This window comes from Burkholderia sp. 572, assembly GCF_040545135.1.
GTDB classification, from domain to species: Bacteria; Pseudomonadota; Gammaproteobacteria; order Burkholderiales; family Burkholderiaceae; genus Burkholderia; species Burkholderia cepacia.
Genome location: NZ_JBEPLH010000046.1, coordinates 1 through 22,942, shown reverse-complemented (window position 1 = coordinate 22,942; position 22,942 = coordinate 1). Strand labels below are relative to the sequence as shown.

Sequence of the window (22,942 nt, the reverse complement as noted above, 5' to 3'; positions counted from 1 at the left end):
CGCCCGATAGGCCGGCATGCCGGAAATGGTCGCCGCCTGCTCGAGCGCCGCGGGCGGCGCAAACTGGCGGGTTTCGTGAAGAACCGATTCAATCGCAGACATCGACTACCCCTTGGTGAACATGAATCCTCTGCATGGCGGCGCGATCGTGCACGCCGCGCGTCTTGGCCGGCGCATGCGCGCCGCTGTCTCCTACCCACCATCCGCGCACGGCCCGAAGGCCGCTGCGCGATGCTGCGCCGCACCACGTCGCACGATGGCGACCGGGCGACCCGACAGTGTCCACAATAAGCGCTCCAACTTACCCGTCACTTACGCGGCACGGCCGTTTCGCCCGCCGGGCGGCGCCGCTTGCAGCTTTACGCTGTAACGAGCGCGACCCTACAATCCTAACTGAACTCGCCTTCCGGATTCCAGCTTGAATCGCTATGCTTTCTTTCTCGTTCTGTCGATGCTGTTCGTCGGCAGCAATGTCGGTATCGGCAAATCGATCGTCGTCTTCGTTCCCGTCGCCATCCTCGCCACGCTGCGCTTCGTGATTGCGATCGCCGTGCTGTGGCCGCTGTTCAGCCCGGTGAAGATGCGCACCGTCAAGCGCGGCGAATGGCTGAACCTGTTCCTGCAGGCGTTCTTCGGCACCTTCATGTTCACGCTGCTGATGCTGAACGGCGTGCAGCGCACGAGCGCGGTCGCGGCCGGCGTGATCACCAGTACGATTCCGGCGATCGTCGCGCTGTTCGCGTGGCTGATCCTGCGTGAAAAACCGAACGGCCGTGCGCTCGTGTCGATCGCGCTCGCGATCGCCGGCGTCGTGACGATCAACCTCGCGAACGGCAGCGCCGCCGGGCACGGCGCATCGTCGTCGCTGACCGGCAACCTGCTGATCCTCGGCGCGGTGTGCTGCGAATCGATCTACGTGATCCTGTCGCGCCGCCTCACGCAGACGCTCGCGCCGATCGACATCTGCGCGTACACGCACCTGTTCGGCCTGTGCCTGATGCTGCCGCTCGGCGCGACGGCCATGTGGCATTTCGATTACGCGAGCGTGCCGGCCGGCACCTGGGCGCTCGTCGTCTGGTACGGCCTGTCGGCCAGCATCTTCTCGTTCTGGCTGTGGATGAAAGGCATCCGGCACGTGCCGGGCAGCCTCGCGGGCGTGTTCAGCGCGGTGCTGCCGGTCGCCGCGGCCGCGTATGGCATCGCGTTCCTCGGCGAGCGGCCGACCCTCGCCCACGGCATCGCGCTCGCGTGCGTCGTCACCGGCATCGTGCTCGCGAGCCTGCGCGTGAAACGCGTGCCTGCCGCCGCGTCCTGATCCGTCCCTGGCTGTGCCGGCGCGTCACTGCAGTCGCACCGGCCGACGCGTTACAATAGCGCGCCTTTTCAAGATTACCCCCGATACCTGCGCACCGCGCCCGACTCTCCATCATGTCCGCCCCGCATTCGCCCGGCCGCCCCGCCCGTCGCCCGCTTCGCCCGCTTCCCGCGCTGATTTTCATGAGCCGCTGGCTCCAGGTTCCGCTTTACCTCGGCCTGATCGTCGCGCAGGCCGTCTACGTGTTCCTGTTCCTGAAGGAAGTCTGGCACCTGCTGTCGCATGCGACCAGCCTCGACGAAATCAGCGTGATGCTCGCGGTGCTCGGCCTGATCGACGTGGTGATGATCTCGAACCTGCTGATCATGGTGATCGTCGGCGGTTACGAAACGTTCGTGTCGCGCCTCGGCATCGAGGGCCACCCCGACGAGCCCGAATGGCTCGACCACGTGAACGCGGGCGTGCTGAAGGTCAAGCTGTCGATGGCGCTGATCAGCATTTCGTCGATCCACCTGCTGAAGACGTTCATCAACCCCGACCAGCACACGATGCACGCGATCATGTGGCAGGTGATCATCCACGTGTCGTTCCTGGTGTCGGCGCTCGTGATGGCGTGGGTCGACCGCCTGACGACGCACACGCACCCGGCCCATTTCCACGAGACGCACGCGCCGCACGAGAGTGCCGTGCCCGCGTCCCGCAAGCCGGCCGAAGCAGCCGCCAACGCATAAACGCATTCCCCACTGTCCCCACAGAGTCTCAGCCATGACCGTCATCAAACAGGAAGACCTGATCCAGAGCATCGCGGATTCGCTGCAGTACATCAGCTACTACCACCCGCTCGACTACATCCAGGCCCTCGGCCGCGCATACGAGCTGGAAGAAAGCCCGGCCGCGAAGGACGCGATCGCGCAGATCCTCACGAACAGCCGCATGTGCGCGGAAGGCAAGCGTCCGATCTGCCAGGACACCGGCATCGTCACGATCTTCGTGAAGGTCGGCATGGACGTGCGCTGGGACGGCGCGACGATGGGCCTCACCGACATGATCAACGAAGGCGTGCGCCGCGGTTACACGCACCCGGACAACGTGCTGCGCGCGTCGATCGTCAATCCGCCGGAAGGCGCCCGCAAGAACACGAAGGACAACACGCCGGCCGTGATCCACTACGAGATCGTGCCGGGCGACAAGGTCGACGTGCAGGTCGCGGCGAAGGGCGGCGGCTCGGAGAACAAGTCGAAGTTCGTGATGCTGAACCCGTCCGACTCGATCGTCGACTGGGTGCTGAAGACGGTCCCGACGATGGGCGCGGGCTGGTGCCCGCCGGGCATGCTCGGGATCGGCATCGGCGGCACCGCCGAGAAGGCGATGCTGATGGCGAAGGAATCGCTGATGGAGCCGATCGACATCCAGGAAATCATCGCGCGCGGCCCGAAGGACTGGGTCGAGGAACTGCGTGTCGAACTGCACGAGAAGGTCAACGCTCTCGGCATCGGCGCCCAGGGCCTCGGTGGCCTCGCAACGGTGCTCGACGTGAAGATCATGGCGGCACCGACGCACGCGGCATCGAAGCCGGTCGCGCTGATCCCGAACTGCGCGGCCACGCGCCACGCGCACTTCGTGCTCGACGGCTCGGGCCCGGCCAAGCTTGAAGCACCGTCGCTCGACGCATGGCCGAAGGTCCAGTGGGAACCCAACACGGAAACCAGCAAGCGCGTCGACCTGAACACGCTGACGCCGGAAGAAGTCGCCAGCTGGACGCCGGGCCAGACGCTGCTGCTGTCGGGCAAGATGCTCACCGGCCGCGACGCTGCGCACAAGCGCATCGCCGACATGCTCGCGAAGGGCGAGAAGCTGCCGGTCGACTTCACCAACCGCGTGATCTACTACGTCGGCCCGGTCGATCCGGTGCGCGACGAAGTGGTCGGCCCGGCAGGCCCGACGACGGCCACGCGCATGGACAAGTTCACCGAGACGATGCTCGCGCAGACCGGCCTGATCTCGATGGTCGGCAAGGCCGAGCGCGGCCCGGTCGCGATCGACGCGATCAAGAAGCACAAGGCGGCCTACCTGATGGCCGTCGGCGGCGCCGCGTACCTCGTGTCGAAGGCGATCCGCGGCGCGAAGGTGCTCGCATTCGAGGACCTCGGCATGGAAGCGATCTACGAGTTCGACGTGCAGGACATGCCGGTGACGGTCGCCGTCGATTCGTCGGGCACGTCGGTGCACCAGACCGGCCCGAAGGAGTGGCAGGCGAAGATCGGCAAGATCCCGGTCGCAACCGCTTGAGCGCGATCGAATGCAAGGCCGGACGCAAGTCCGGCCTTTTTGCTTCTCGTTCTCATTCCTGCATGCGGCCGGTTATTCGAGGCTGATTCTCATTACATGCAAAAGGCAGGCCCGGCAAGGCTTCGAGGCTTGGCTTTTCTCGTACGAGCGATTATCTTTCGGTTTCTGAAGCCCCACTGAACAAGGAACAAGCCATGCAAGGCGACAAGAAAGTCATCGAATATCTGAACGCCCAGTTGAAGAATGAACTCACGGCGATCAACCAGTACTTCCTGCATGCGCGCATGTACAAGCACTGGGGCCTCGAGAAACTCGGCAAGCACGAGTACGACGAGTCGATCGGCGAAATGAAGCACGCCGACTGGCTGATCGAGCGCGTCTTCATGCTCGACGGCCTGCCGAACCTGCAGGACCTGCACAAGCTGCTCATCGGCGAGGAAACCGAAGAGATCCTGAAGTGCGACCTGAAGCTCGAGCAGATCTCGCAGTCCACCTGCAAGGAAGCGATCGCCTATTGCGAATCGGTTCGTGACTACGTGTCGCGCGAGATCTTCGAAAAGATCCTCGACGACACCGAAGAGCACATCGACTGGCTGGAAACGCAGATCGACCTGATCGGCAAGGTCGGCCTGCAGAACTACCAGCAAACGATGATGGGTTCGCCGGAGTAAGCGCGCTCCGCCCTTCCCGCCATCGCCACCCGTCCTTTCATGTCGACACCTTCCGTTATCGCCGCGACGTCCACGACCGCTGCCCCCATCGGCATCTTCGATTCAGGGCTGGGTGGCCTGTCGGTACTGCGCGCCGCGCGCGCGCAGCTGCCCGACGAATCGTTCATCTACGTCGCCGATTCGCACCACGCACCTTATGGTCCGCGCGATGAGGCGTTCATTACGGAACGCACGCTGGCAATCGGCGAGTGGCTGGCCCGCGAAGGGGCGAAGGCGCTCGTCATCGCCTGCAACACCGCAACCGCACGCGCGATCGCCGCGATCCGCGAACACCTGCCGATGCCGCTCGTCGGCGTCGAGCCGGGCATCAAGCCGGCCGTCGCCGTGTCCGCGAGCGGCGTCGCGGGCGTCCTCGCCACGCAGTCGACGCTGAACAGCCCGCGCTTCCAGGCGCTGCTCGACCGCTACGGCGCCGGCCGCCGCTTCATCTGCCAGCCCGGCCACGGGCTCGTCGAGGCCATCGAGCGCGGCGACACGAATTCGCCCGCATTGCGCGCGTTGCTCGACAGCTACCTGCAGCCGATGCTCGACGACGGCGCCGATACGCTGGTACTCGGCTGCACGCATTACCCGTTCTTCACGGAAACGATTCGTGACCTTGTGGGCGACCGCCTGACGATCGTCGACACGAGCGACGCAATCGCGCGCCAGCTCGCCCGGATTCTCGACGAGCGCAGCCTGCGTGCGCCGGCCGGCACGCGCGCGGCGCCGCCCCGCTTCTGCTCGACCAGCGACGGCCGCCAGTTGCAGGTACTCGCGTCGACGCTGCTCGGCCTCGCTGCACCGGTCGAATCCGTCACCATTTCCTCGCCGAACGCGCGCGCCTGCGCGACCGCCTGACACGAGCCGGCACGCCCGCTTCCGCGTGCCGCTCCACCGCCCCCATCGTTTCAAGGGTCCGATGACCTTAAAAAAAGCCCGACCCGCGCTTGTCAACGTCCGCAAAATTAATGATAATAATTCGCATTAACGTTAGCTATCGCAACTCACCATGATCGTCTGCGTGTGCAAGTCTGTTTCCGATCGCAAGATACGCGCGTCCCTCGCAGAGGGCGTGAACTCTTTCGATGAACTCCAGTTCGAGCTCGGCGTGGCCACGTGCTGCGGCAAGTGCGAGGAGTCCGTACGCGACCTCATGGCCGAACAAGGCGTCTGCGCGAGCCAGTGCGGTGTCGAGCACCACGCTCATCCGATCCCGGTCACGTTCTACGAACGCAAGGCTGCCTGACCGGCGCCGGGTGTGTACATGCGGCCCAGGCCGCATTTTTGTTTTGACCGTCAGCAAGCCACCGTATGCGCGAGCCAGCGGCTTACCTGCCAAGGAGCCTGTCATGGAATTGCTGATCGGATTTGTGACCACCGTTTGCATCTCGCTGCTGATCTTCCGCAAGTGATGCCGATTCACCCGCCGCGCCCCGGGTGCGACATCGTTCTTTCAAGCTAACATGCAGGCTTCGCATTCCACTCCCGCCAGCATCTTGCCGGCTGCACCACGTATGAATCCCCGAGTGATCGTCGCCGCGGTCGGTGTGCTTGCCGCACATGCGATCATGCTGACGGCCGCCTGGCTCCATCGCAACGCGCCGCCGCCGGCGAAGGAGATCGAGGTTCAGTCGATCACCGCACAGCTCATTCCGCCCGCGCCCCCTGCCCAGCCGGTCGCGGTCCAGTCGGCCGCGCAGCAGCCCACGCCCCCCAAGCCCACGCCGCGCGTGAAGCCGAAGGTCGAGCCGAAGCCGGTACAGAAAGCCGTCCCGACGCCTCAGCCGGTCGCGCAGGCACCGTCGCCGACACCCGCGCCGGCAGTGGTCGATCCGACGCCGGCTCCCGCCGCGCCGGCGCCTGCCGCACCGGCTGCAGCACCCGGCCCGGCGCGCGAGACGATGCAGGTCAGCGCACCGAAGAACGTCACGGCGCTCAGCTGCAATTTCGTGAAGCCTGCCTATCCGACGATGTCGAAGCGTCGCGGCGAAACGGGCACGGCTTATGTCCACTTCATCATCGGCGTGACGGGCAAGATCGAAAGCGTCCAGCTGCAGAAGAGCAGCGGCTACCCGCGTCTCGACGAAGCCGCGCTCGAGGCGACGCGCGCCAGCACCTGCCCGCCGTATATCGAGAACGGCCAGGCGATCCGCGCCGCCCATACGCTGCCCTTCAACTTCACGCTCGACGACTAACCCGTCATATTCGGTAGATTCAAAGGAAACAAGAAAATGCAAAGCTACGGTATCGCGCACGTCTGGGCGCAAGGTGATTTCGTCACGCGCGCCATCGCGATCACGCTGCTCGTGATGTCGGTCCTGTCGTGGATCGTGATCGTCATCAAGGGCTGGAACGTGATCCGCCTGAACCGCCTGACGAAGAACGCCGAACAGGCGTTCTGGCATTCGGACAACTTCGACGACGGCATCAAGAAGCTCGGGCTCGCCGCCTCGACGCCGAACGACAACCCGTTCCTCGCGCTCGCGCTGTCGGGCAAGGAAGCCGCCGATCACCACCACCAGACGCAACCGCACCTGCACGACCGCATGGACGTGTCGGACTGGGTCACGCGCTGCCTGAAGGACACGATGGACGAAGGCATCTCGCGCATGCAAAGCGGCCTCGCGATCCTCGCGTCGGTCGGCAGCACGGCGCCGTTCGTCGGCCTGTTCGGTACGGTCTGGGGGATCTACCACGCACTGCTCGCGATCGGCGCATCCGGCCAGACGTCGATCGACCAGGTCGCGGGCCCGGTCGGCGAATCGCTGATCATGACCGCATTCGGCCTGTTCGTCGCGATCCCGGCCGTGCTCGGCTACAACGCACTCACCCGTGCGAACAAGGGCGTCGTCAGTAAGCTGCGCCGCTTCGCGCACGGCCTGCACGCGTATTTCGTGACGGGCGCGAGCCTCGCATCGTCGTCGACGCGCGACGGCCTGCGTCTCGCGACGCGCGCCAGCTGAGACGGGGTGAACCATGGCAATGAACACCGGTTTCAGCGACGATGACGACGATGCAGTGATGAGCGAGATCAACATGACGCCGCTCGTCGACGTCATGCTCGTACTCCTGATCATTTTCCTCGTGACGATCCCGGCGATGCAGCACGCGGTGAAGATCGACCTGCCGCATGCCAGCAGCCAGCCTGTCGACGAGAAACCGCAGACGGTCGACGTCGCGATCCAGGGCGACGGCACGATCCTGTGGGACGACCATACGGTCACGCGCGAACAATTGCAGGAACGCATCGCGGAAGCGGCAAAACGCACGCCGCAGCCGGAGTTGCACCTGCGTGCGGACCGCAAGGTTGCCTACGAACACGTCGCCGAAGTGATGTCGGATGCGCAGGCCGGCGGTTTGACGAAGCTCGGCTTCGTGACCGAGCCGACCGCAAAAGCGAAGTAACGCACGCGCAATCAGGCGCTCGCCGGCTGCACCTGGCCGGCCGCACCTCGCCGGCCGCACCTAGCCGGCCGCGCACAAAGTAAAAGGCCTTCATCGCCAGATGAAGGCCTTTTTTCATGCGCACGCGGGCGCCTTCGGGCGGCGGGCTCTTTGGCGGTATCGGTTACGCCTCGAGCAACGCAAATGCGACTCTGCCGTGGTCTGCACGGACTGCGCGTTCTGCCCTATCTGGCTCACAATATATGCGGCCACCTGATTTCGCTCAGAACTTCCTTCACGAAATGGGATTTCAATATAGGCTCGCACGCACGCGCATTCAAGGTTCCGGCGATTGAAACTTGCGATTGCAGGCGACGCTTCAATGACAAAACAAATTTGCCTCGCCGTGCACGTCGTGTTCAGGTCGCCGAAACATCGGCCGCCGCTTCCTTCTTCGCACGCTCCGGACACCCCGGTTCCTTGTAGGCGCCGTGATCGAGCTTCTCGACCAGATAGTCGACAAACGCACGCACCGCAGGCGGCATCCCCTGCCGCGACACGAACACCGCGTACAGCTGCGGCACGGGCAGCGTCCAGCCCGGCATCACCGGCGACAGTTGCCCCGCGCGCAGCGCGTTGCCGTACATCATCTCCGGCAGCGCCGCGATGCCGAGGCCATCGAGCACGGCTTCGCGAATCGTCATCAGGTCGGCCGTCACCAGCCGCGGGTCGTGTTCGTGCACGTGACGCGTACCGTCCGGCGCGATCAGGTTGAACACGTGCCGCCCGTCGACGCTCGGCGTATCGAGCGTTTCGAATCCGCTCAGGTCGTCCGGTACCAGCGGCGGCGCATTCTGGCTCAGCAGGCTCGGCGCACCGACCAGCATCTGCTCGGTGCGCCACAGCGGTCGCACGACGATATTCGCGTTCTGCGGCGGCTCCGAGCGCACACGCAGCGCGACGTCGATCGAATCCTCGAACAGGTCGATCACGCGATTCGTCACGCGGACGTGCACCTTCACCTCGGGATAGCGGCGCAGGAATTCGGGCAGGATGCGCGACAGCATCGTCTGCGACAGCGTCACGGGCACACTGACACGCACCGAGCCGCGCGGCGATGCGCGCAACTGCTGGACCGCGTTCATTGCAGCCTGCGCTTCGGCCAGCATCGCCTGGCAGTGCTGGTAGAACAGCTCCCCCGCCTCGGTCAGCGCGAGCTTGCGTGTGGAGCGCTGCAGCAGGCGCACGCCGAGCGCCGCCTCGAGTTCGGTCAGGCGCCGCGACAGGCGCGATTTCGAGATGCCCAGCACGCGCTCCGCGGCCGAGAAACCGCCATGTTCGACGACCTGCGAAAAGTACATGAGGTCGTTCAGGTTGTGTGCATCGATATTCATCTCATCGTTCCAATTTCAGAACAATCCATTGCGAACCGTCGCGAATCGCGCGGTAAAACGCCCAATATAATAGCGCTATGTTTCAAAAATAACGCTATTCCGATGATTTCGAGGGTATCCGCATGACGACCGCTCGCTCGCTTGACCGCACGTACCCCGCACTTCGCACGACCGAAGGCGGCGGCTTCGTGGTTCACCGCCCGTTCCCGACCCGGCTGCTGATGGATTTCGATCCGTTCCTGCTGCTCGACGAAATGGGCCCCGTCGACTACGCGCCCGGCGAAGCCAAGGGCGCCCCCGACCATCCGCATCGCGGCTTCGAGACCGTGACCTATGCACTCGACGGGCGCTTCCGTCATCGCGACTCGTCCGGCCATGCCGGCACGCTCGGCCCGGGCGACGTGCAATGGATGACGGCGGGCGCCGGCGTCGTGCACAGCGAGATGCCGGATCCTGAATTCGCGCAGGCAGGCGGCCGCTCCCACGGCTTCCAGCTGTGGGTCAACCTGCCGCGGCGCGACAAGCTGATCGCGCCGCGCTACCAGGAAATCCCGGCCGATCGCATCCCGAGCGCCACGTCGCCGGACGGTCTCGTGCGCGTGCGCGTCATCGCCGGCGAAGCGTTCGGCGTCCGGGCGGCGATCGAAACGCGCACGCCGATCCTCTACCAGCATTTCACGCTGCAACCCGGTGCAACGGTCACGCAGCCCGTCCCGGCAGGCTATCGTGTATTCGCCTATCCGATCGACGGAACGGGCCTCTACGGGCCCGACAGGCAGGCAGTCGACGCACGGCACATGGTCGTGTATGGCGACGACGGCGACACGGTCACGTTCGCTGCCGGCGACACGCCGCTCGACCTGCTGCTGATCGGCGGCGTACCGCTCAACGAGCCGATCGTCCGCTACGGCCCGTTCGTGATGAATACCGAGGAAGAGATCCGGCAGGCGGTCGTCGACTACCAGACGGGGCGCATGGGCCGTATCGAGGCATGAGGCGTGGACGCACGGGCAGGTGCCGCGAAACCGCCCGTTTTACGTCACAATGACTTCTTGAGCCATGTGGCCGCCCGCCACCAGAAGGAACCCGTCCCCTTGAACTTCGAACATCTGATCCAGATCAACTCCGACGATCCGGCCGTGCCCACCCTCACCCGCGACCAGCTCTGGGAAGGTCTCGTGCTGCGCGCCGAACAGCCGCAACTGTTCGTGCTCGGTCTCGACAGCTGCGTCGTCCATGAACGGACGGAGACGACGCTCGAACGCGAACTGCACTACGGTCACGCGACCGTGCGCGACCACGTCACGTTCACGCCGAATCAGCAGGTCCGCTACGACATCCGCGCCGCCGACGGCGAGATCGGCGGCTCGCTGACGATGACGATCGAGGAACGTGACGACCACGAGCTGTTCCTGCGTTTCGAATACCGCACGACGCTGGTCGTCACCGACGACAGCGAAGACGCGCGCCAGACGCACGGGATCGTCAAGGAGGCGTACCGCACGTCGGATATCGACACGGTCCGCCTGATCCGCGAGTACGCGCAGGGCCGCAAGGACCCCGATCCGCTGCACTGAAACCGGCGGCGGCCTACGGGCCGCCCCTTTGATTCAAGCTATCAGATTCACCATTCCGATCGATAAAGAGTTTTTGTAAATGGGAATAGTTATCATTTAGAATTCATTCCATCGTATCGACAGTCACCGATCAACCGAATGACCGACACCATGCGCCCGACCACGCTGACCTTGCGCCGCCCGACCGGCACCGCAGGCAGCAGCCGCCAGAAGACGGCAGCGGTCACCACGCCGGCGAAGCCCGCCGGCAACCGCGATGCAGGCACGCGGGTCGTCAGCAGCGATGCGCTGCTGCAAGGCCAAAGCCACGTCAGCATCGCGCATAACGGAGAGACCTATCAGTTGCGCGCCACACGGCTCGGCAAACTGATCCTGACGAAGTAACGACAGAGTATTGTGGGGACCACCTCCCTGAGAGGTGTTGGGCATTAGCCAGCGTAACGGCTTGCACGCGAGATCTAGACCCCTTCGTGCAAACACACTCAAGCAGCCGTTGCAGCAAGCCAAGCCACTTTTTTGGTTCTCGCACAAGGAAGAAAAAAGCGACACGTCCTTCGACGTGTCGCTTTTTTTTGTTTGGGCGGCCAATGCGCGAAGCAGGTCCCCGAGATTCGTTACCGCGTGAGTACATGACCGCCGAAGCGGCGCGCGAGCCGCTTCAGAAACCCCAGAACATCAGCCACCATGCGCTGTCGATGACGGCAAGCGCGACAGCGAACCACGCGAATGCCGCAAGCCGGCGCGGCAAGGCCGCATAGCGCCCCGCCACTTTCCACGCGAGCCACGCACTCCATGCGTTGGCGCCGACCAGGATCGCGATGCGTACATCGGTTGCCCAACCGAGCGGCACATGCTCGGCACGAAGCAGCGACAGCGTCGTGGCCGACAAGCCAAGAAACACGCCCGCGCCCGCGATCGGGATCAAAGCCTGCGCGAGATGATGGAGCCGCACGCGCTCGAAGCGGCCGAGCATCAGCGTGGCGCCGGCCAACAGCACCAGCAGCGCCGTGCCGTACACGAGCCCCGTGCCGACGATGTAGCTGACGACCAGCCCACCGTCGAGCCAGGAGAAGACGTCGTTGCGATCCGGATAATGCGTGAGCAGGAACCACGGTGCATTGGTTTCGAGCGGCCACGTGATGTCATGGTCGATCAGCCAGCCCGCGAGCCATTGCTTGATCTGCACGAACCATGGGCTGACGGTCCAGTGGAACGCACCGATCGCGACGCCGAGCAGGCCGTACAGGATCAGCGCGGTGTCCCACGGGTTCGCCTTTTGCGCGCCGAGGTTCACGACTTCGTCGGACGGCGAGCGCGACGACAACGAGATTGCATCCCGGTGCCCGCTGCAGCGGCCGCACATATGGCAGTCCGCCGCGCCCTGCATGTTGCGCAACGGCACGAGCGGTGCGCAGTTGATCGGAATCACGCGATGGCCATGCTCGCCGTTCTTGTACGAACGACGCCATGCCTCCTCGTCGACCTTGTAGCGCATCGGCGCAAGCCGCGCGAGCAGCCCGAACACGCCGTTGACCGGGCACAGGTACTTGCACCACACGCGCTTCTCGCGGCCGTACAGCACGCCGATCACGATCGCGCCGACGGTCGAGCCGCCGAGCACGAACAGCACCGCGAGCGGGTACTGGTACACGCTCACCATCTGCCCGTAGATCGTCGTGAGTCCGAACGCGACGAACGGCCAGCCACCCCACCGTATCCAGCGCGGAATCGGGCCGCCCCGGCCGAACTTGCTCGCGAATTCGGTGAGCGCGCCCTCCGGACACAGCACGCCGCACCAGACACGGCCGAGCATCACCATCGACAGCAGCACGAACGGCCACCAGATGCCCCAGAACGTGAATTGCGCGATCAGCGTGAGGTTGCTCCACAGGTGCGCGGAGTCGTCCGGCAGCGGCAACACCGCCGGCACGATGATCAGGAACGCATAGATGGCGACGACGGCCCACTGGATGCCGCGGATCAGCGCGCCGTGGCGCTGCATCCACTGGCCCGCCTGCGCGAGCCAGCCCGGCTTGGCTGCGGCGGCAACGCTCATGCCGCGCGACCCGCAGCGACGGCCGGGCGACGGCTCGCACGCTTCATCAGCAACCAGACCACCGCCCAGTACACCGCGTACGCAACCAGGTTGGTCAGTGCCGGGTGCGCGCGATAACCGGTCAGCGTCGCGACGAGCGAGCCGAACGTGCCCGAATCATCGAGGATCGCGGACGTGTCCCACACCTGCGAAATGCCGAGCGGCAGGATCTCCTTGTCGATCAGCTTGTCGACGCCGGTCTGGAACAGGCCTGCGCCGAGGAACAGCAGCATCACTTCGGTGACGCGGAAGAAATGCCGCCACGAGAAGTACTTGCCGCCGAGCTGCAGCAGATAGAACGTGAAGAACGCAAGGCCGAGGCCGATCACGACCGCGAGCATCTGGCTGCCGTCGACGTGGCCCGACTGGCCGAAACCGAGACCGTACAGGAAGATCACCGTCTCGCTGCCCTCGCGCGCGATCGCAAGCGCGACCAGCACCGCGACGCCCCACCAGTTCGAATCGCGCGTGCTCTGCTGAAGCGATTGCTCCATGTCGCGCTTCAGCGTGCGGCCGTGCCGGCGCATCCACAGCACCATCTGCACGATCAGCACGCATGCGATCAGCACCATCGCAGTCTGGAAGTAGTCCTGCGCGTCACCGGACAGCACTTCGGTGAAACCGACCAGCGCGGCGCCGAGGCCCACGGCCATCAGCAAGCCGACACCGACGCCGGCCCACAGGAAAGGCAGGCCGCGGCGCGCGTCGTCGTCGCCGTTTTTCAGCCATGCATAGAGAATGCCGACGACGAGCAGCGCTTCGACGCTCTCCCGCCAGACGATGAACAAGATCTGACCCATCGATACCTCCTGACGCGCAGAACACCCGGCAGGTGAGCCTGCGCGCAGATAAAACGTGTTACTTCGCGACGATCACGCCCTGCGCCTGCTGGTGGAAATCGTCGAAAAACTTGTATTCGCCCGGCGACAGCGGCGCGACGACCACGAACGAATCGGCACCCGGCGCAAGCACCTTCTCCTTGCGCAGCTGGACGCTCTCGAATTCGGCTGCGCCCTTGCCGGTGTTCTTGATCTCGATCTTGAAACGCTGGCCGGCCGGCACTTCGATGCGGGCGGGATTCAGCTTGCCGTCCGTCATTTCGAGCTTGAACGTCGGCAGATCGGCAGCGTACGCTGCGCCGGCAAGCCACAACGCAGCGGCTGCGGCAACGATTTTCTGGGGAATTTTCATTCTGGGTTCTCTACGCCGACGGCGCGCCGAAGCGCGCCGTCCGTGATGCCACCAATCAGTAACCGCCCTTCTTGCCGATACCGGCGAACGGGAAGTCGTATTCGAGGGTAATGGGCTTGAACCATGCGCCCACGCCCGTTTCCTTGTCGATGTGACGACCGAACGCCATGTGGCCCGTCTGCATCGGCGGCTTGACGACCATCGTCAGGTGATACTTGCCCGGGCCGTTCAGCTTCACGTTGTCGCCGTAGTGCGGACCATCGCTCGCGACCATGCCCATCAGGTCGCCTTCGGCCTTCCACTTCGTGTCACCCTGCTTCGTCAGCTTGTACGTGACCTGCAGGTACGGCATCCAGTCGCCTTCCGCGAAACCCGTCGGGTTGTTCTTGACCGCATGGATGTCGGCCTCGAGGTGGATGTCGGAATCCGACGCCTTGCGCATCATCCCTTCCGGGTCCATCGTGATCGGCTGCAGGTACACCGCGCCGATTTCCATGCCGCCCTGGATCTGCTGCTTGCCGATCGGATATTCGGCAGCCGAGGCCGACATCGCGGCAAGCGCCGCCGCTACCGCAACCGTCGTGCGGATGAACGAAGAACCCAACATGGACACTCCTTGTTATTTGATCTGGAACCATGCGAACCGACCGTCAGGCCTGCCCGCCGAAAACACTAACGCGACGAATAACGTTAATGCGAACAATTCTCAATAATTGCGAAGTTTAGCACCGAACCTGTTCCGGAACAAACGACGAGCCGTGTAAACCCCTGATCCGACAAGGCTTACAGGCTCGTTACCGTAAGGTTTCTGTGACGCTTGGAAAGATTTACCGGCCGCCGCTGACGTGATCGCCGACGTTCGCGCCGAACACGCGCTCACGCAGCAGCGCAAGCTGGTCGCGGGTCGCGGCAGCCTTCTCGAACTCGAGGTTCTTCGCGTAGTCGGCCATCTGCTTCTCGAGGCGCTTGATTTCCTTCGCGAGCTGCTTTTCCGACATGTCCTCGAATTTCGCACGCTGCTGGGCTTCCTTCAGCTCGGCGCGTGCCTCGTCCGCGTTGTAGACGCCGTCGATGATGTCCTTGATGCGCTTCACGACACCGCGCGGCGTGATGCCCATCTGCTCGTTGTAGGCAATCTGCTTCGCGCGGCGCCGCTCAGTCTCGCCGATCGCGCGCTTCATCGACTCGGTCATGTTGTCCGCGTAGAGGATCGCCTTGCCGTTCACGTTCCGCGCGGCCCGGCCGATCGTCTGGATCAGCGAGCGTTCCGCGCGCAGGAAGCCTTCCTTGTCCGCGTCGAGGATTGCGACCAGCGACACCTCGGGAATGTCGAGCCCTTCGCGCAGCAGGTTGATCCCGACCAGCACGTCGAACGTGCCGAGCCGCAGGTCACGGATGATTTCGACACGCTCGACCGTGTCGATATCGCTGTGCAGGTAACGCACCTTGACCCCGTGGTCGGCCAGGAACTCGGTGAGCTGTTCGGCCATGCGCTTCGTCAACACGGTGATCAGCACGCGCTCCTCGGCTTTCACGCGCGCGTTGATCTCGGCGAGCACGTCGTCGACCTGCGAGCTCGCCGGCCGCACTTCGATTTCCGGATCGACGAGCCCCGTCGGCCGCACGACCTGTTCGGCGATCTGCCCGGTCACGCGCTTCTCGTAGTCGGCCGGCGTGGCCGACACGAACACGACCTGGCGCATCTTGCGCTCGAACTCGGGGAACTTGAGCGGCCGGTTGTCCAGCGCCGACGGCAGCCTGAACCCGTAGTTGACGAGGTTTTCCTTGCGCGCGCGGTCGCCGTTGTACATGCCGTTCAACTGGCCGATCAGCACGTGCGATTCGTCGAGCAGCATCAGCGCGTCGGGCGGCAGGTAGTCGACGAGCGTCGGCGGGGGATCGCCGGGCTCCGCCCCCGAGAAATGCCGCGAGTAGTTCTCGATGCCCTTGCAGAAGCCGAGCTCCTGCAGCATCTCGAGATCGAAACGCGTGCGCTGTTCGAGGCGCTGCGCCTCGACGAGCTTGCCGTCGCTATGAAAGAACTCGAGCCGCTCGCGCAGTTCGTCCTTGATCGTCTCGACCGCGCGCATCACGGTATCGCGCGGCGTCACATAGTGCGACGACGGATACACGGTGAAGCGCGGAATCTTCTGCCGCACACGGCCGGTCAGCGGGTCGAACAGCTGCAGCGTCTCGACCTCGTCGTCGAACAGCTCGACGCGCACGGCCAGCTCGGCGTGCTCGGCCGGGAAGATGTCGATCGTGTCGCCGCGCACGCGGAACGTGCCGCGCTGGAAATCCTGCTCGTTGCGCGTGTACTGCATCGCGATCAGCCGCGCGATCACGTCGCGCTGGCCGAGCTTGTCGCCGGCGCGCAGCGTCAGGATCATCTGGTGGTATTCGGACGGATTGCCGATACCGTAGATCGCCGACACCGTCGCGACGATCACGACGTCGCGGCGCTCCATCAGGCTCTTCGTCGCCGACAGCCGCATCTGCTCGATGTGCTCGTTGATCGACGAGTCCTTCTCGATGAACAGGTCGCGCTGCGGCACGTAGGCTTCAGGCTGGTAATAGTCGTAGTAAGAGACGAAATACTCGACCGCGTTGCGCGGGAAGAACTCCCGGAATTCCGAGTAGAGTTGCGCGGCAAGCGTCTTGTTCGGCGCGAACACGATCGCCGGGCGGCCGAGCCGCGCGATCGTGTTCGCCATCGTGAAGGTCTTGCCCGAGCCCGTCACGCCGAGCAGCGTCTGGAACGACAGGCCGTCCTCGACCCCTTCGACGAGCGTGTCGATCGCGGTCGGCTGGTCGCCTGCGGGCGGATACGGTTGGTACAGCTGGAACGGCGACCCTTCGAAGGTCACGAATTTCGATTCGTCGAGCGCGTCGCCGGTTTCGGCATGATGTTCGGACATGGAATGCGGCCGGAGCGAGGGCAAAAGAGTCATTCTAGCGCTTCGCGGCCGGGCGAACTGCTGTCGGCTCCTGACGCGCGACGGCCGCCGCAAATCGCGGTTCCCGGCCGAATTTCGCCGCCGAAACGCCGCCCCCGCCAGCGCGAATTCGCTACAATGTCAGGCTGCTGCGCTTTCCGGCGTCGTGCCTGCCTGCGCGCGGTCCCCCGCGCCCGCCCCGCCCGTTGAAAGCCTGACCCTCTTTTCACTACTGCCGAATCATCATGTCGCTCTTCTCTGCTGTCCAGCTTGCTCCCCGCGACCCGATCCTGGGCCTGAACGAAGCCTTCAACGCCGATGCGCGTCCGACCAAGGTCAACCTCGGCGTTGGTGTGTACACGAACGAAGAAGGCAAGATCCCGCTGCTGCGCGCGGTTCGCGAAGCAGAGAAGGTGCGCGTTGAAGCGGGCCTGCCGCGCGGCTACCTGCCGATCGACGGCATCGCCGCCTACGATGCGGCCGTGCAGAAGCTGCTGCTCGGCAACGATTCGCCGCTGATCGCAGCGGGCCGCGTGGTCACGGCCCAGGCACTGGGCGGCACGGGCGCGCTGAAGATCGGCGCCGATTTCCTGCGCACCGTGAACCCGAACGTGAAGGTCGCGATCAGCGATCCGAGCTGGGAAAACCACCGCGCGCTGTTCGAAGCGGCCGGCTTCGAAGTCGTTGCGTACCCGTATTACGACGCGGCCACCAACGGCGTGAACTTCGAAGGCATGCTGTCGGCGCTGAACGGCTACGAAGCCGGCACGGTCGTCGTGCTGCACGCGTGCTGCCACAACCCGACCGGCGTGGACCTGACCGAAGCGCAATGGCAACAGGTCGTCGACGTCGTGAAGGCACGCAACCTCGTGCCGTTCCTCGACATGGCCTACCAGGGCTTCGGCGAGAACATCGAGGCCGACGCTGCCGCCGTGCGCCTGTTTGCCGCAGCCGACCTGAACGCATTCGTGTCGTCGTCGTTCTCGAAGTCGTTCTCGCTGTACGGCGAACGCGTCGGCGCCCTGTCGATCATCACGTCGAGCAAGGAAGAAGCGACGCGCGTGCTGTCGCAACTGAAGCGCGTGATCCGCACGAACTACTCGAACCCGCCGACCCATGGCGGCGCCGTGGTCGCAGCGGTGCTCGCATCGCCGGAACTGTACGCTTCGTGGGTGCAGGAACTCGGTGAAATGCGCGACCGCATCCGCGCGATGCGCAACGGTCTCGTCGAGCGCCTGAAGGCAAGCGGCGTCGATCGCGACTTCAGCTTCATCAACGCGCAGCGCGGGATGTTCTCGTATTCGGGCCTGACCTCGGCGCAAGTCGATCGCCTGCGCGACGAGTTCGGCATCTACGCGGTCGGCACGGGCCGGATCTGCGTCGCCGCGCTGAACACGCGCAACCTCGACGCGGTTGCCAATGCCGTTGCAGCTGTCCTGAAATAAGTCGACGCCAACGGACGGCAGCCATCACCGGCCCCGTCCTGCCGAAACGAAAAACGCGCTCCTCGGAGCGCGTTTTTTTGTGCGATTCTCCGGACTTGCCGGGGAATCGTCGCCCGGGCAGCACGTGTCGCGACCGCCCGTGCCGGAAGCCTTTACTGCATGAACCAGCCGTGGCTGACGACGACCGACTGGCCCGTGAGCGCGGCGCTCGGGAACGCCGACAGGAACAGCACCGTCTGCGCGACGTCCTGCACCGTCGTGAACACGCCGTCGACCGTATTGCCGAGCATCACCTTCTTCACCACTTCCTCTTCGCTGATCCCGAGTTCCTTCGCCTGTTCCGGAATCTGCTTGTCGACCAGCGGCGTGCGCACGAAGCCCGGACACACGACGTGCGAGCGCACGTTGTGCTTCGCGCCTTCCTTCGCCAGCACGCGGGCCAGGCCGAGCAGACCGTGCTTGGCCGTCACGTACGCCGACTTCAGCGGCGACGCTTCGTGCGAGTGAACCGAACCCATGTAGATCACGACACCGCCGCGATCGTCCTTGTACATGTGCTTGAGCGCGGCCTTGGTCGTCAGGAATGCGCCGTCGACGTGGATCGCCTGCATCTTCTTCCAGTCGGAGAACGAATAGTTCTCGATCGGGTTGACGATCTGGATGCCCGCGTTCGACACGAGGATGTCGACCGAGCCGAACGTTTCGGCCACCTTGTCGATAACGCTGTTCACGGCTTCCTCGTTCGTCACGTCCATCGCGACGCCGATCGCCTTGCCGCCCGCCTTGACGATCTCGTCGGCAACGGCGTTCGCGCCGTCCTGGTTCAGGTCGGCGATCGCGACGGCCGCGCCCGCTTTCGCGAGCTCGAGTGCGATTTCCTTGCCGATGCCGCTCGCGGCGCCCGTGACGACTGCGGTCTTGCCATTCAGATCTGCTGCCATGTCCGTCTCCTCCCGTTGTCGGATCGAAAAAGTACGTGCCCGTCACCTCGGCGTTCATCGCATGATCGACGCGGCGGGCCAGCCGCCATTGTGCACGATCGGCCCCGCCGTTCGCGCGCAAAACGTCTAAGCTTAAGGTCGGTTCTGTCACGCAGGAGATTCGCATGCACTATCGACGGCTAGGCCGCTCCGGCCTGCAGATCAGCGAGCTTTCGCTCGGCTCGTGGGTGACGTACGGCAACCAGGTCGACCAGCGGGTCGCGCGCGAATGCCTTGCCGCGGCACGCGACGCGGGCGTCAATTTCTTCGACAACGCCGAGGTGTACGCCGGCGGCAAATCCGAGGAAATCATGGGCCATGCGCTCAAGTCCCTCGATTGGCCGCGTGTCAGCTATATCGTGTCCACCAAGTTCTTCTGGGGGCTCGCCGAAGCGCCGAACCAGTATCACACGCTGAACCGGAAATACCTGCTGAACGCCATCGACGGCTCACTGCGCCGGCTTCAGCTCGACTACGTCGATCTCGTCTATTGCCATCGCCCCGATCCGAACACGCCGATCGAGGAAACCGTCTGGGCAATGAGCGACATGATCGTGCGCGGCAAGGCGCTGTACTGGGGCACGTCGGAATGGAGCGCCGACGAGATCCGTGCTGCCTGCGAGATCGCCGAACGGCATCACCTGCACAAGCCGGTTGTCGAGCAGCCGCAGTACAACCTGTTCCACCGCACGCGGGTCGAAAAGGAATATGCACGGCTCTACGACGACTACGGTCTCGGCCTCACGACCTGGAGCCCGCTGGCATCGGGCCTGCTCACCGGCAAGTACCGTAACGGCGTACCGCCCGGCAGCCGCGCGCAGTTACAGGGGTACGACTGGATGCGCGACCGCCTGACCGACCAGGCCGCCAACGACATCGTCGAACGGCTCGGCGAAATTGCGACGGAGCTCGGCTGCAGCACCGGCCAGCTCGCGATCGCGTGGGTGCTCGCGAATCCTCACGTGAGCTCGGTCATCACGGGCGCGTCGCGAGTCGAACAGATCGGCGACAACATGCGCGCGCTCGACGTTGCCTCGAAGCTGACACCGGATGTGAAACAACGCATCGAAGAGGTGGTCGGCGATGCGTACGAATGAGGCGATGCACGGCCACTCGCGTACAATACGCGGCCCGCATCGGCGCCCGGCCTGACGGCCGCACCCGATCGACCGCTTTCATCGATTCACCTTTCGTTTCAGGCAGCCCGCCATGCTCAGTTATCGTCACGGTTTTCACGCAGGCAACCACGCGGACGTGCTCAAGCACGCCGTCGTCGTCCAGCTGCTGCGCTACCTGAACAAGAAAGACAAGTCGTACTGGTACATCGACACACATGCAGGTGCCGGCGTGTACTCGCTGCGCGACGGTTACGCGGCAAAGACGTCGGAATTCGACACCGGCATCGGCCGACTGTGGAACGAAAAGAACCTGCCGGAAGCGCTGGGCGACTATGTGGATGAAGTCCGCGCGCTGAACGACGACGGCGAACTGCGCTTCTACCCGGGGTCCCCGTACATCGCATGGCGATCGATGCGCGAGCAGGACCGGATGCGGCTGTTCGAAATGCACACGACGGAAATCGACGTGCTGCGCCACAATTTCCGCGATGCGGGGCGACGCGCGATGATCTTTGCCGGAGACGGCTTCGAAGGCATCAAGGCACTGCTGCCGCCGCCGCCGCGACGCGCACTCGTGCTGATCGACCCGTCCTACGAGGACAAGAAGGATTACGCGCGCACGGTGACTTGCGTGACGGAGTGTCTGAAGCGTTTCGCGACGGGCTGCTATGCCGTCTGGTACCCGCAGGTGACGCGAACGGAATCGCAGCGCTTTCCCGAGCAGTTGAAGCGCCTGCAACCGAACAACTGGCTGCACCTGACACTGACGGTGTCGAATCCGCCCACTGACGGGCTCGGTCTCTACGGCAGCGGGATGTTCATCCTGAATCCGCCGTACACCCTCGCCCAGAGCATGAACGAGGCACTGCCCTATCTGGTCGAGATGCTGGGACAGGATAGCGGCGCCCGCTGCCAGATCGAGCACCGCGGAAACTGATCACGCGACTGCGCGTTACGGCTGCGGTCTGGGCGCGAGCCTTGGCTGGTTGGCCGGCTTCCCACCCCACGCGGGTACATTGATATACGGCGCGACGAACAGCGGAACCGACGTGTTCGGCGCCTGCCCGGCCGGAACCCGCATGCCTGCCGGCTCGACGATCGGCTCGGGAGACAACGGCGCCGTCTGCAGCACCAACCCGCCCTTGCCATCCTGGATGCCGCGTTGCGTATCGAGAATCAGCGGTTTGGACGACGTCGCGGCAGCGACAGCGAATCCATGGACAAGCGCCACCGCGCCGAGAACGAGACGCGCGCGGGTACTGCGACGCACATCGAGACGCAAACGCATGATCGTGTCCTTCGGGATGAAAAGCAGGCCCATACCATAGCGCTGCACTGATGATTGCGCCAGATCCGGCGCACAAAAAAACAAAGCCCCGTCAATACGGGGCTTGCTTATCGTTCGGTGCCACGTGGCACCTGACGGTGACTCCGATTACAGCGAGTAGCCGTTGGTTTCGAGCGAGCGGATACGGCTTTCGAGCTGGACGATGTCCGACGACGTGGCGAGGTAAGCCTCACGACGTTCACGTTCTGCGGATTCGAACCAGTTGCTCAGCTTTTCGACGATGTAGGCGATCATGACGTTCTCCAAGGAAGGGGGACCCCTGGTGAATCGAGATTCAGGGATTTCCCGTATAGGGTTATCCCGAATTATAGCGATGCCGCACCAAGATGCTAGTGAAATACTTGCATGGAAGCCATTCCTGTTTGGAATGGCTGAGCATCAATTTCACGCAACCTATTGATTTTTATGGAAATCGAATCGAGGCCCGTCTTGATCCTCGAGTACGCGCACTAATTTGGTTCACTGACGGGGTCGGACAAACGCGCCAAAATCGGGCATTCGGGACGCCCGTCACCATGACAGTGCGCAGCAAGATCGGCCAGCGTGTCGCGCATGTCGCTCAGCTCCGCGATGCGCTTGTCGAGTTCGGCCACGTGCTCGAGCGCGATCGACTTCACTTCTGAGCTCGCGCGGGAACGATCTTGCCAGAGCGTTAGCAGCTTGCGGATGTCCTCGACGAGAAAGCCTAGGCGTCGCGCCTGACGGATGAAGCGCAGGATATGAATTTCGTCCGCGCCGTAGATCCGGTAGCCGGCGTCGGTACGTTTGCTCGGCGCAAGCAGGCCAACCTGTTCGTAGTACCGGATCATTTTTGCGCTGACTCCGGATTCGCGCGACGCGTCGCCGATATTCATTCCCGCCCTCTCCATCAAGCCCTGGTTTCGAACATGAACGTCGACGAGTGCAATCGCCGGCGCCGCTTCGATCGTATCAAATCGCGTGGTTTCGTTTCGGGGCAGGGTTTGACTGCAGGATTACAGCTGAGTGATCGGGCCGGCGCGCCAGGTAGAGGGGATGAATGACGTGCCCTTTCTCCAAACGCAGATATATTTTCGTCGCCGAAATGCAAAAACCCCCGCCTTTCGGGCGGGGGTTTCTGGCTTAGGGAGCCTGACGATTACCTACTTTCACACGGGAATCCGCACTATCATCGGCGT

At 64.0% G+C, this 22,942-nt stretch carries 25 protein-coding genes; 15 read left to right on the top strand and 10 right to left on the bottom strand.

What is annotated here, in order from left to right:
- Positions 1-418 precede the first annotated feature (418 nt).
- The 9 genes from ABIC51_RS40255 to ABIC51_RS40215 all read left to right on the top strand — a co-directional run bounded on the left by ABIC51_RS40255 (position 419) and on the right by ABIC51_RS40215 (position 7,722).
- Positions 419-1,315 carry a DMT family transporter gene (locus tag ABIC51_RS40255; protein ID WP_027786899.1) on the top strand — a complete coding sequence of 299 codons (897 nt, stop codon included), beginning with the start codon at positions 419-421 and terminating at the stop codon, positions 1,313-1,315.
- 113 nt (positions 1,316-1,428) lie between these two features.
- Positions 1,429-2,046 (top strand): TIGR00645 family protein, encoded by a 618-nt coding sequence (locus ABIC51_RS40250; RefSeq protein WP_060085782.1) that lies wholly within the window; start codon positions 1,429-1,431, stop codon positions 2,044-2,046.
- A 34-nt stretch (positions 2,047-2,080) separates the two neighbouring features.
- A complete protein-coding gene (locus tag ABIC51_RS40245; protein WP_006478316.1) occupies positions 2,081-3,604 on the top strand; it encodes a fumarate hydratase in 1,524 nt (507 codons plus the stop codon).
- 194 nt (positions 3,605-3,798) lie between these two features.
- A complete protein-coding gene (bfr, locus tag ABIC51_RS40240; RefSeq protein WP_059535536.1) occupies positions 3,799-4,275 on the top strand; it encodes a bacterioferritin in 477 nt (158 codons plus the stop codon).
- Between the two features lie 39 nt (positions 4,276-4,314).
- Positions 4,315-5,175: a glutamate racemase gene (murI, locus tag ABIC51_RS40235; protein ID WP_027786897.1), complete on the top strand. Its 861-nt coding sequence runs from the start codon at positions 4,315-4,317 to the stop codon at positions 5,173-5,175.
- Between the two features lie 151 nt (positions 5,176-5,326).
- Positions 5,327-5,563, top strand: a complete 237-nt coding sequence (locus ABIC51_RS40230; protein ID WP_011352654.1) for a (2Fe-2S)-binding protein — start codon at positions 5,327-5,329, stop codon at positions 5,561-5,563.
- Between the two features lie 217 nt (positions 5,564-5,780).
- The gene (locus ABIC51_RS40225) at positions 5,781-6,512 is read left to right on the top strand and encodes an energy transducer TonB (RefSeq protein WP_027786896.1); all 732 of its coding nucleotides are present in this window, start codon (positions 5,781-5,783) and stop codon (positions 6,510-6,512) included.
- Positions 6,513-6,548: 36 nt separating this feature from the next.
- On the top strand, positions 6,549-7,280 hold the full coding sequence (locus ABIC51_RS40220; protein ID WP_027786895.1) for a MotA/TolQ/ExbB proton channel family protein: 732 nt from the start codon (positions 6,549-6,551) through the stop codon (positions 7,278-7,280).
- Between the two features lie 13 nt (positions 7,281-7,293).
- Positions 7,294-7,722 carry an ExbD/TolR family protein gene (locus ABIC51_RS40215; RefSeq protein ID WP_021163407.1) on the top strand — a complete coding sequence of 143 codons (429 nt, stop codon included), beginning with the start codon at positions 7,294-7,296 and terminating at the stop codon, positions 7,720-7,722.
- A gap of 398 nt (positions 7,723-8,120) precedes the next feature.
- Here ABIC51_RS40215 and ABIC51_RS40210 read toward each other — a convergent pair whose 3' ends face one another.
- Positions 8,121-9,095, bottom strand: coding sequence for a LysR family transcriptional regulator (locus ABIC51_RS40210; RefSeq protein ID WP_021163408.1), 975 nt, complete (start codon positions 9,093-9,095; stop codon positions 8,121-8,123).
- 122 nt (positions 9,096-9,217) lie between these two features.
- On the opposite strand from ABIC51_RS40210, the gene ABIC51_RS40205 reads away from it, so the two are divergent.
- The 3 genes from ABIC51_RS40205 (at position 9,218) to hemP (ending at position 11,056) form a co-directional block, all read left to right on the top strand.
- Entirely contained in the window at positions 9,218-10,090 is an 873-nt protein-coding gene (locus ABIC51_RS40205) for a pirin family protein (RefSeq protein ID WP_027786894.1), read from the top strand.
- Positions 10,091-10,189: 99 nt separating this feature from the next.
- Entirely contained in the window at positions 10,190-10,672 is a 483-nt protein-coding gene (locus tag ABIC51_RS40200; RefSeq protein ID WP_027786893.1) for an SRPBCC family protein, read from the top strand.
- Between the two features lie 138 nt (positions 10,673-10,810).
- The gene (hemP, locus tag ABIC51_RS40195; protein ID WP_021163412.1) at positions 10,811-11,056 is read left to right on the top strand and encodes a hemin uptake protein HemP; all 246 of its coding nucleotides are present in this window, start codon (positions 10,811-10,813) and stop codon (positions 11,054-11,056) included.
- Between the two features lie 274 nt (positions 11,057-11,330).
- On the opposite strand, the gene ABIC51_RS40190 is transcribed toward hemP, so the two are convergent.
- From ABIC51_RS40190 to uvrB, 5 genes are all read right to left on the bottom strand, one after another.
- Positions 11,331-12,728, bottom strand: coding sequence for a 4Fe-4S binding protein (locus tag ABIC51_RS40190; RefSeq protein WP_175901760.1), 1,398 nt, complete (start codon positions 12,726-12,728; stop codon positions 11,331-11,333).
- Positions 12,725-13,567: an FTR1 family iron permease gene (locus ABIC51_RS40185; protein WP_021163415.1), complete on the bottom strand. Its 843-nt coding sequence runs from the start codon at positions 13,565-13,567 to the stop codon at positions 12,725-12,727. Before ABIC51_RS40185 ends, ABIC51_RS40190 begins: the two co-directional genes overlap by 4 nt.
- A 58-nt stretch (positions 13,568-13,625) precedes the next feature.
- Positions 13,626-13,958 (bottom strand): cupredoxin domain-containing protein, encoded by a 333-nt coding sequence (locus ABIC51_RS40180; RefSeq protein ID WP_027786891.1) that lies wholly within the window; start codon positions 13,956-13,958, stop codon positions 13,626-13,628.
- 55 nt (positions 13,959-14,013) lie between these two features.
- The gene (locus ABIC51_RS40175) at positions 14,014-14,565 is read right to left on the bottom strand and encodes an iron transporter (protein WP_021163417.1); all 552 of its coding nucleotides are present in this window, start codon (positions 14,563-14,565) and stop codon (positions 14,014-14,016) included.
- 220 nt (positions 14,566-14,785) lie between these two features.
- The gene (gene uvrB / locus ABIC51_RS40170) at positions 14,786-16,876 is read right to left on the bottom strand and encodes an excinuclease ABC subunit UvrB (RefSeq protein WP_027786890.1); all 2,091 of its coding nucleotides are present in this window, start codon (positions 16,874-16,876) and stop codon (positions 14,786-14,788) included.
- A 263-nt stretch (positions 16,877-17,139) separates the two neighbouring features.
- Between uvrB and ABIC51_RS40165 the strand changes: the two genes are divergently transcribed.
- Positions 17,140-18,339, top strand: coding sequence for an amino acid aminotransferase (locus ABIC51_RS40165; protein ID WP_027786889.1), 1,200 nt, complete (start codon positions 17,140-17,142; stop codon positions 18,337-18,339).
- 152 nt (positions 18,340-18,491) lie between these two features.
- On the opposite strand, the gene ABIC51_RS40160 is transcribed toward ABIC51_RS40165, so the two are convergent.
- A complete protein-coding gene (locus tag ABIC51_RS40160; RefSeq protein ID WP_175901758.1) occupies positions 18,492-19,280 on the bottom strand; it encodes a 3-hydroxybutyrate dehydrogenase in 789 nt (262 codons plus the stop codon).
- A gap of 164 nt (positions 19,281-19,444) precedes the next feature.
- Here ABIC51_RS40160 and ABIC51_RS40155 point away from each other — a divergent pair, with 164 nt between their 5' ends.
- Positions 19,445-20,416, top strand: a complete 972-nt coding sequence (locus tag ABIC51_RS40155; RefSeq protein WP_060197869.1) for a potassium channel beta subunit family protein — start codon at positions 19,445-19,447, stop codon at positions 20,414-20,416.
- 112 nt (positions 20,417-20,528) lie between these two features.
- Positions 20,529-21,374 carry a 23S rRNA (adenine(2030)-N(6))-methyltransferase RlmJ gene (locus tag ABIC51_RS40150; protein WP_021164367.1) on the top strand — a complete coding sequence of 282 codons (846 nt, stop codon included), beginning with the start codon at positions 20,529-20,531 and terminating at the stop codon, positions 21,372-21,374.
- 15 nt (positions 21,375-21,389) lie between these two features.
- On the opposite strand, the gene ABIC51_RS40145 is transcribed toward ABIC51_RS40150, so the two are convergent.
- The 3 genes from ABIC51_RS40145 to cueR form a co-directional block, all read right to left on the bottom strand.
- Positions 21,390-21,725 (bottom strand): hypothetical protein, encoded by a 336-nt coding sequence (locus ABIC51_RS40145; RefSeq protein ID WP_226212746.1) that lies wholly within the window; start codon positions 21,723-21,725, stop codon positions 21,390-21,392.
- Positions 21,726-21,872: 147 nt separating this feature from the next.
- Entirely contained in the window at positions 21,873-22,019 is a 147-nt protein-coding gene (locus ABIC51_RS40140; RefSeq protein ID WP_006478295.1) for a DUF3563 family protein, read from the bottom strand.
- Between the two features lie 215 nt (positions 22,020-22,234).
- On the bottom strand, positions 22,235-22,639 hold the full coding sequence (cueR, locus tag ABIC51_RS40135; RefSeq protein ID WP_027786885.1) for a Cu(I)-responsive transcriptional regulator: 405 nt from the start codon (positions 22,637-22,639) through the stop codon (positions 22,235-22,237).
- Positions 22,640-22,942: the final 303 nt, after the last annotated feature.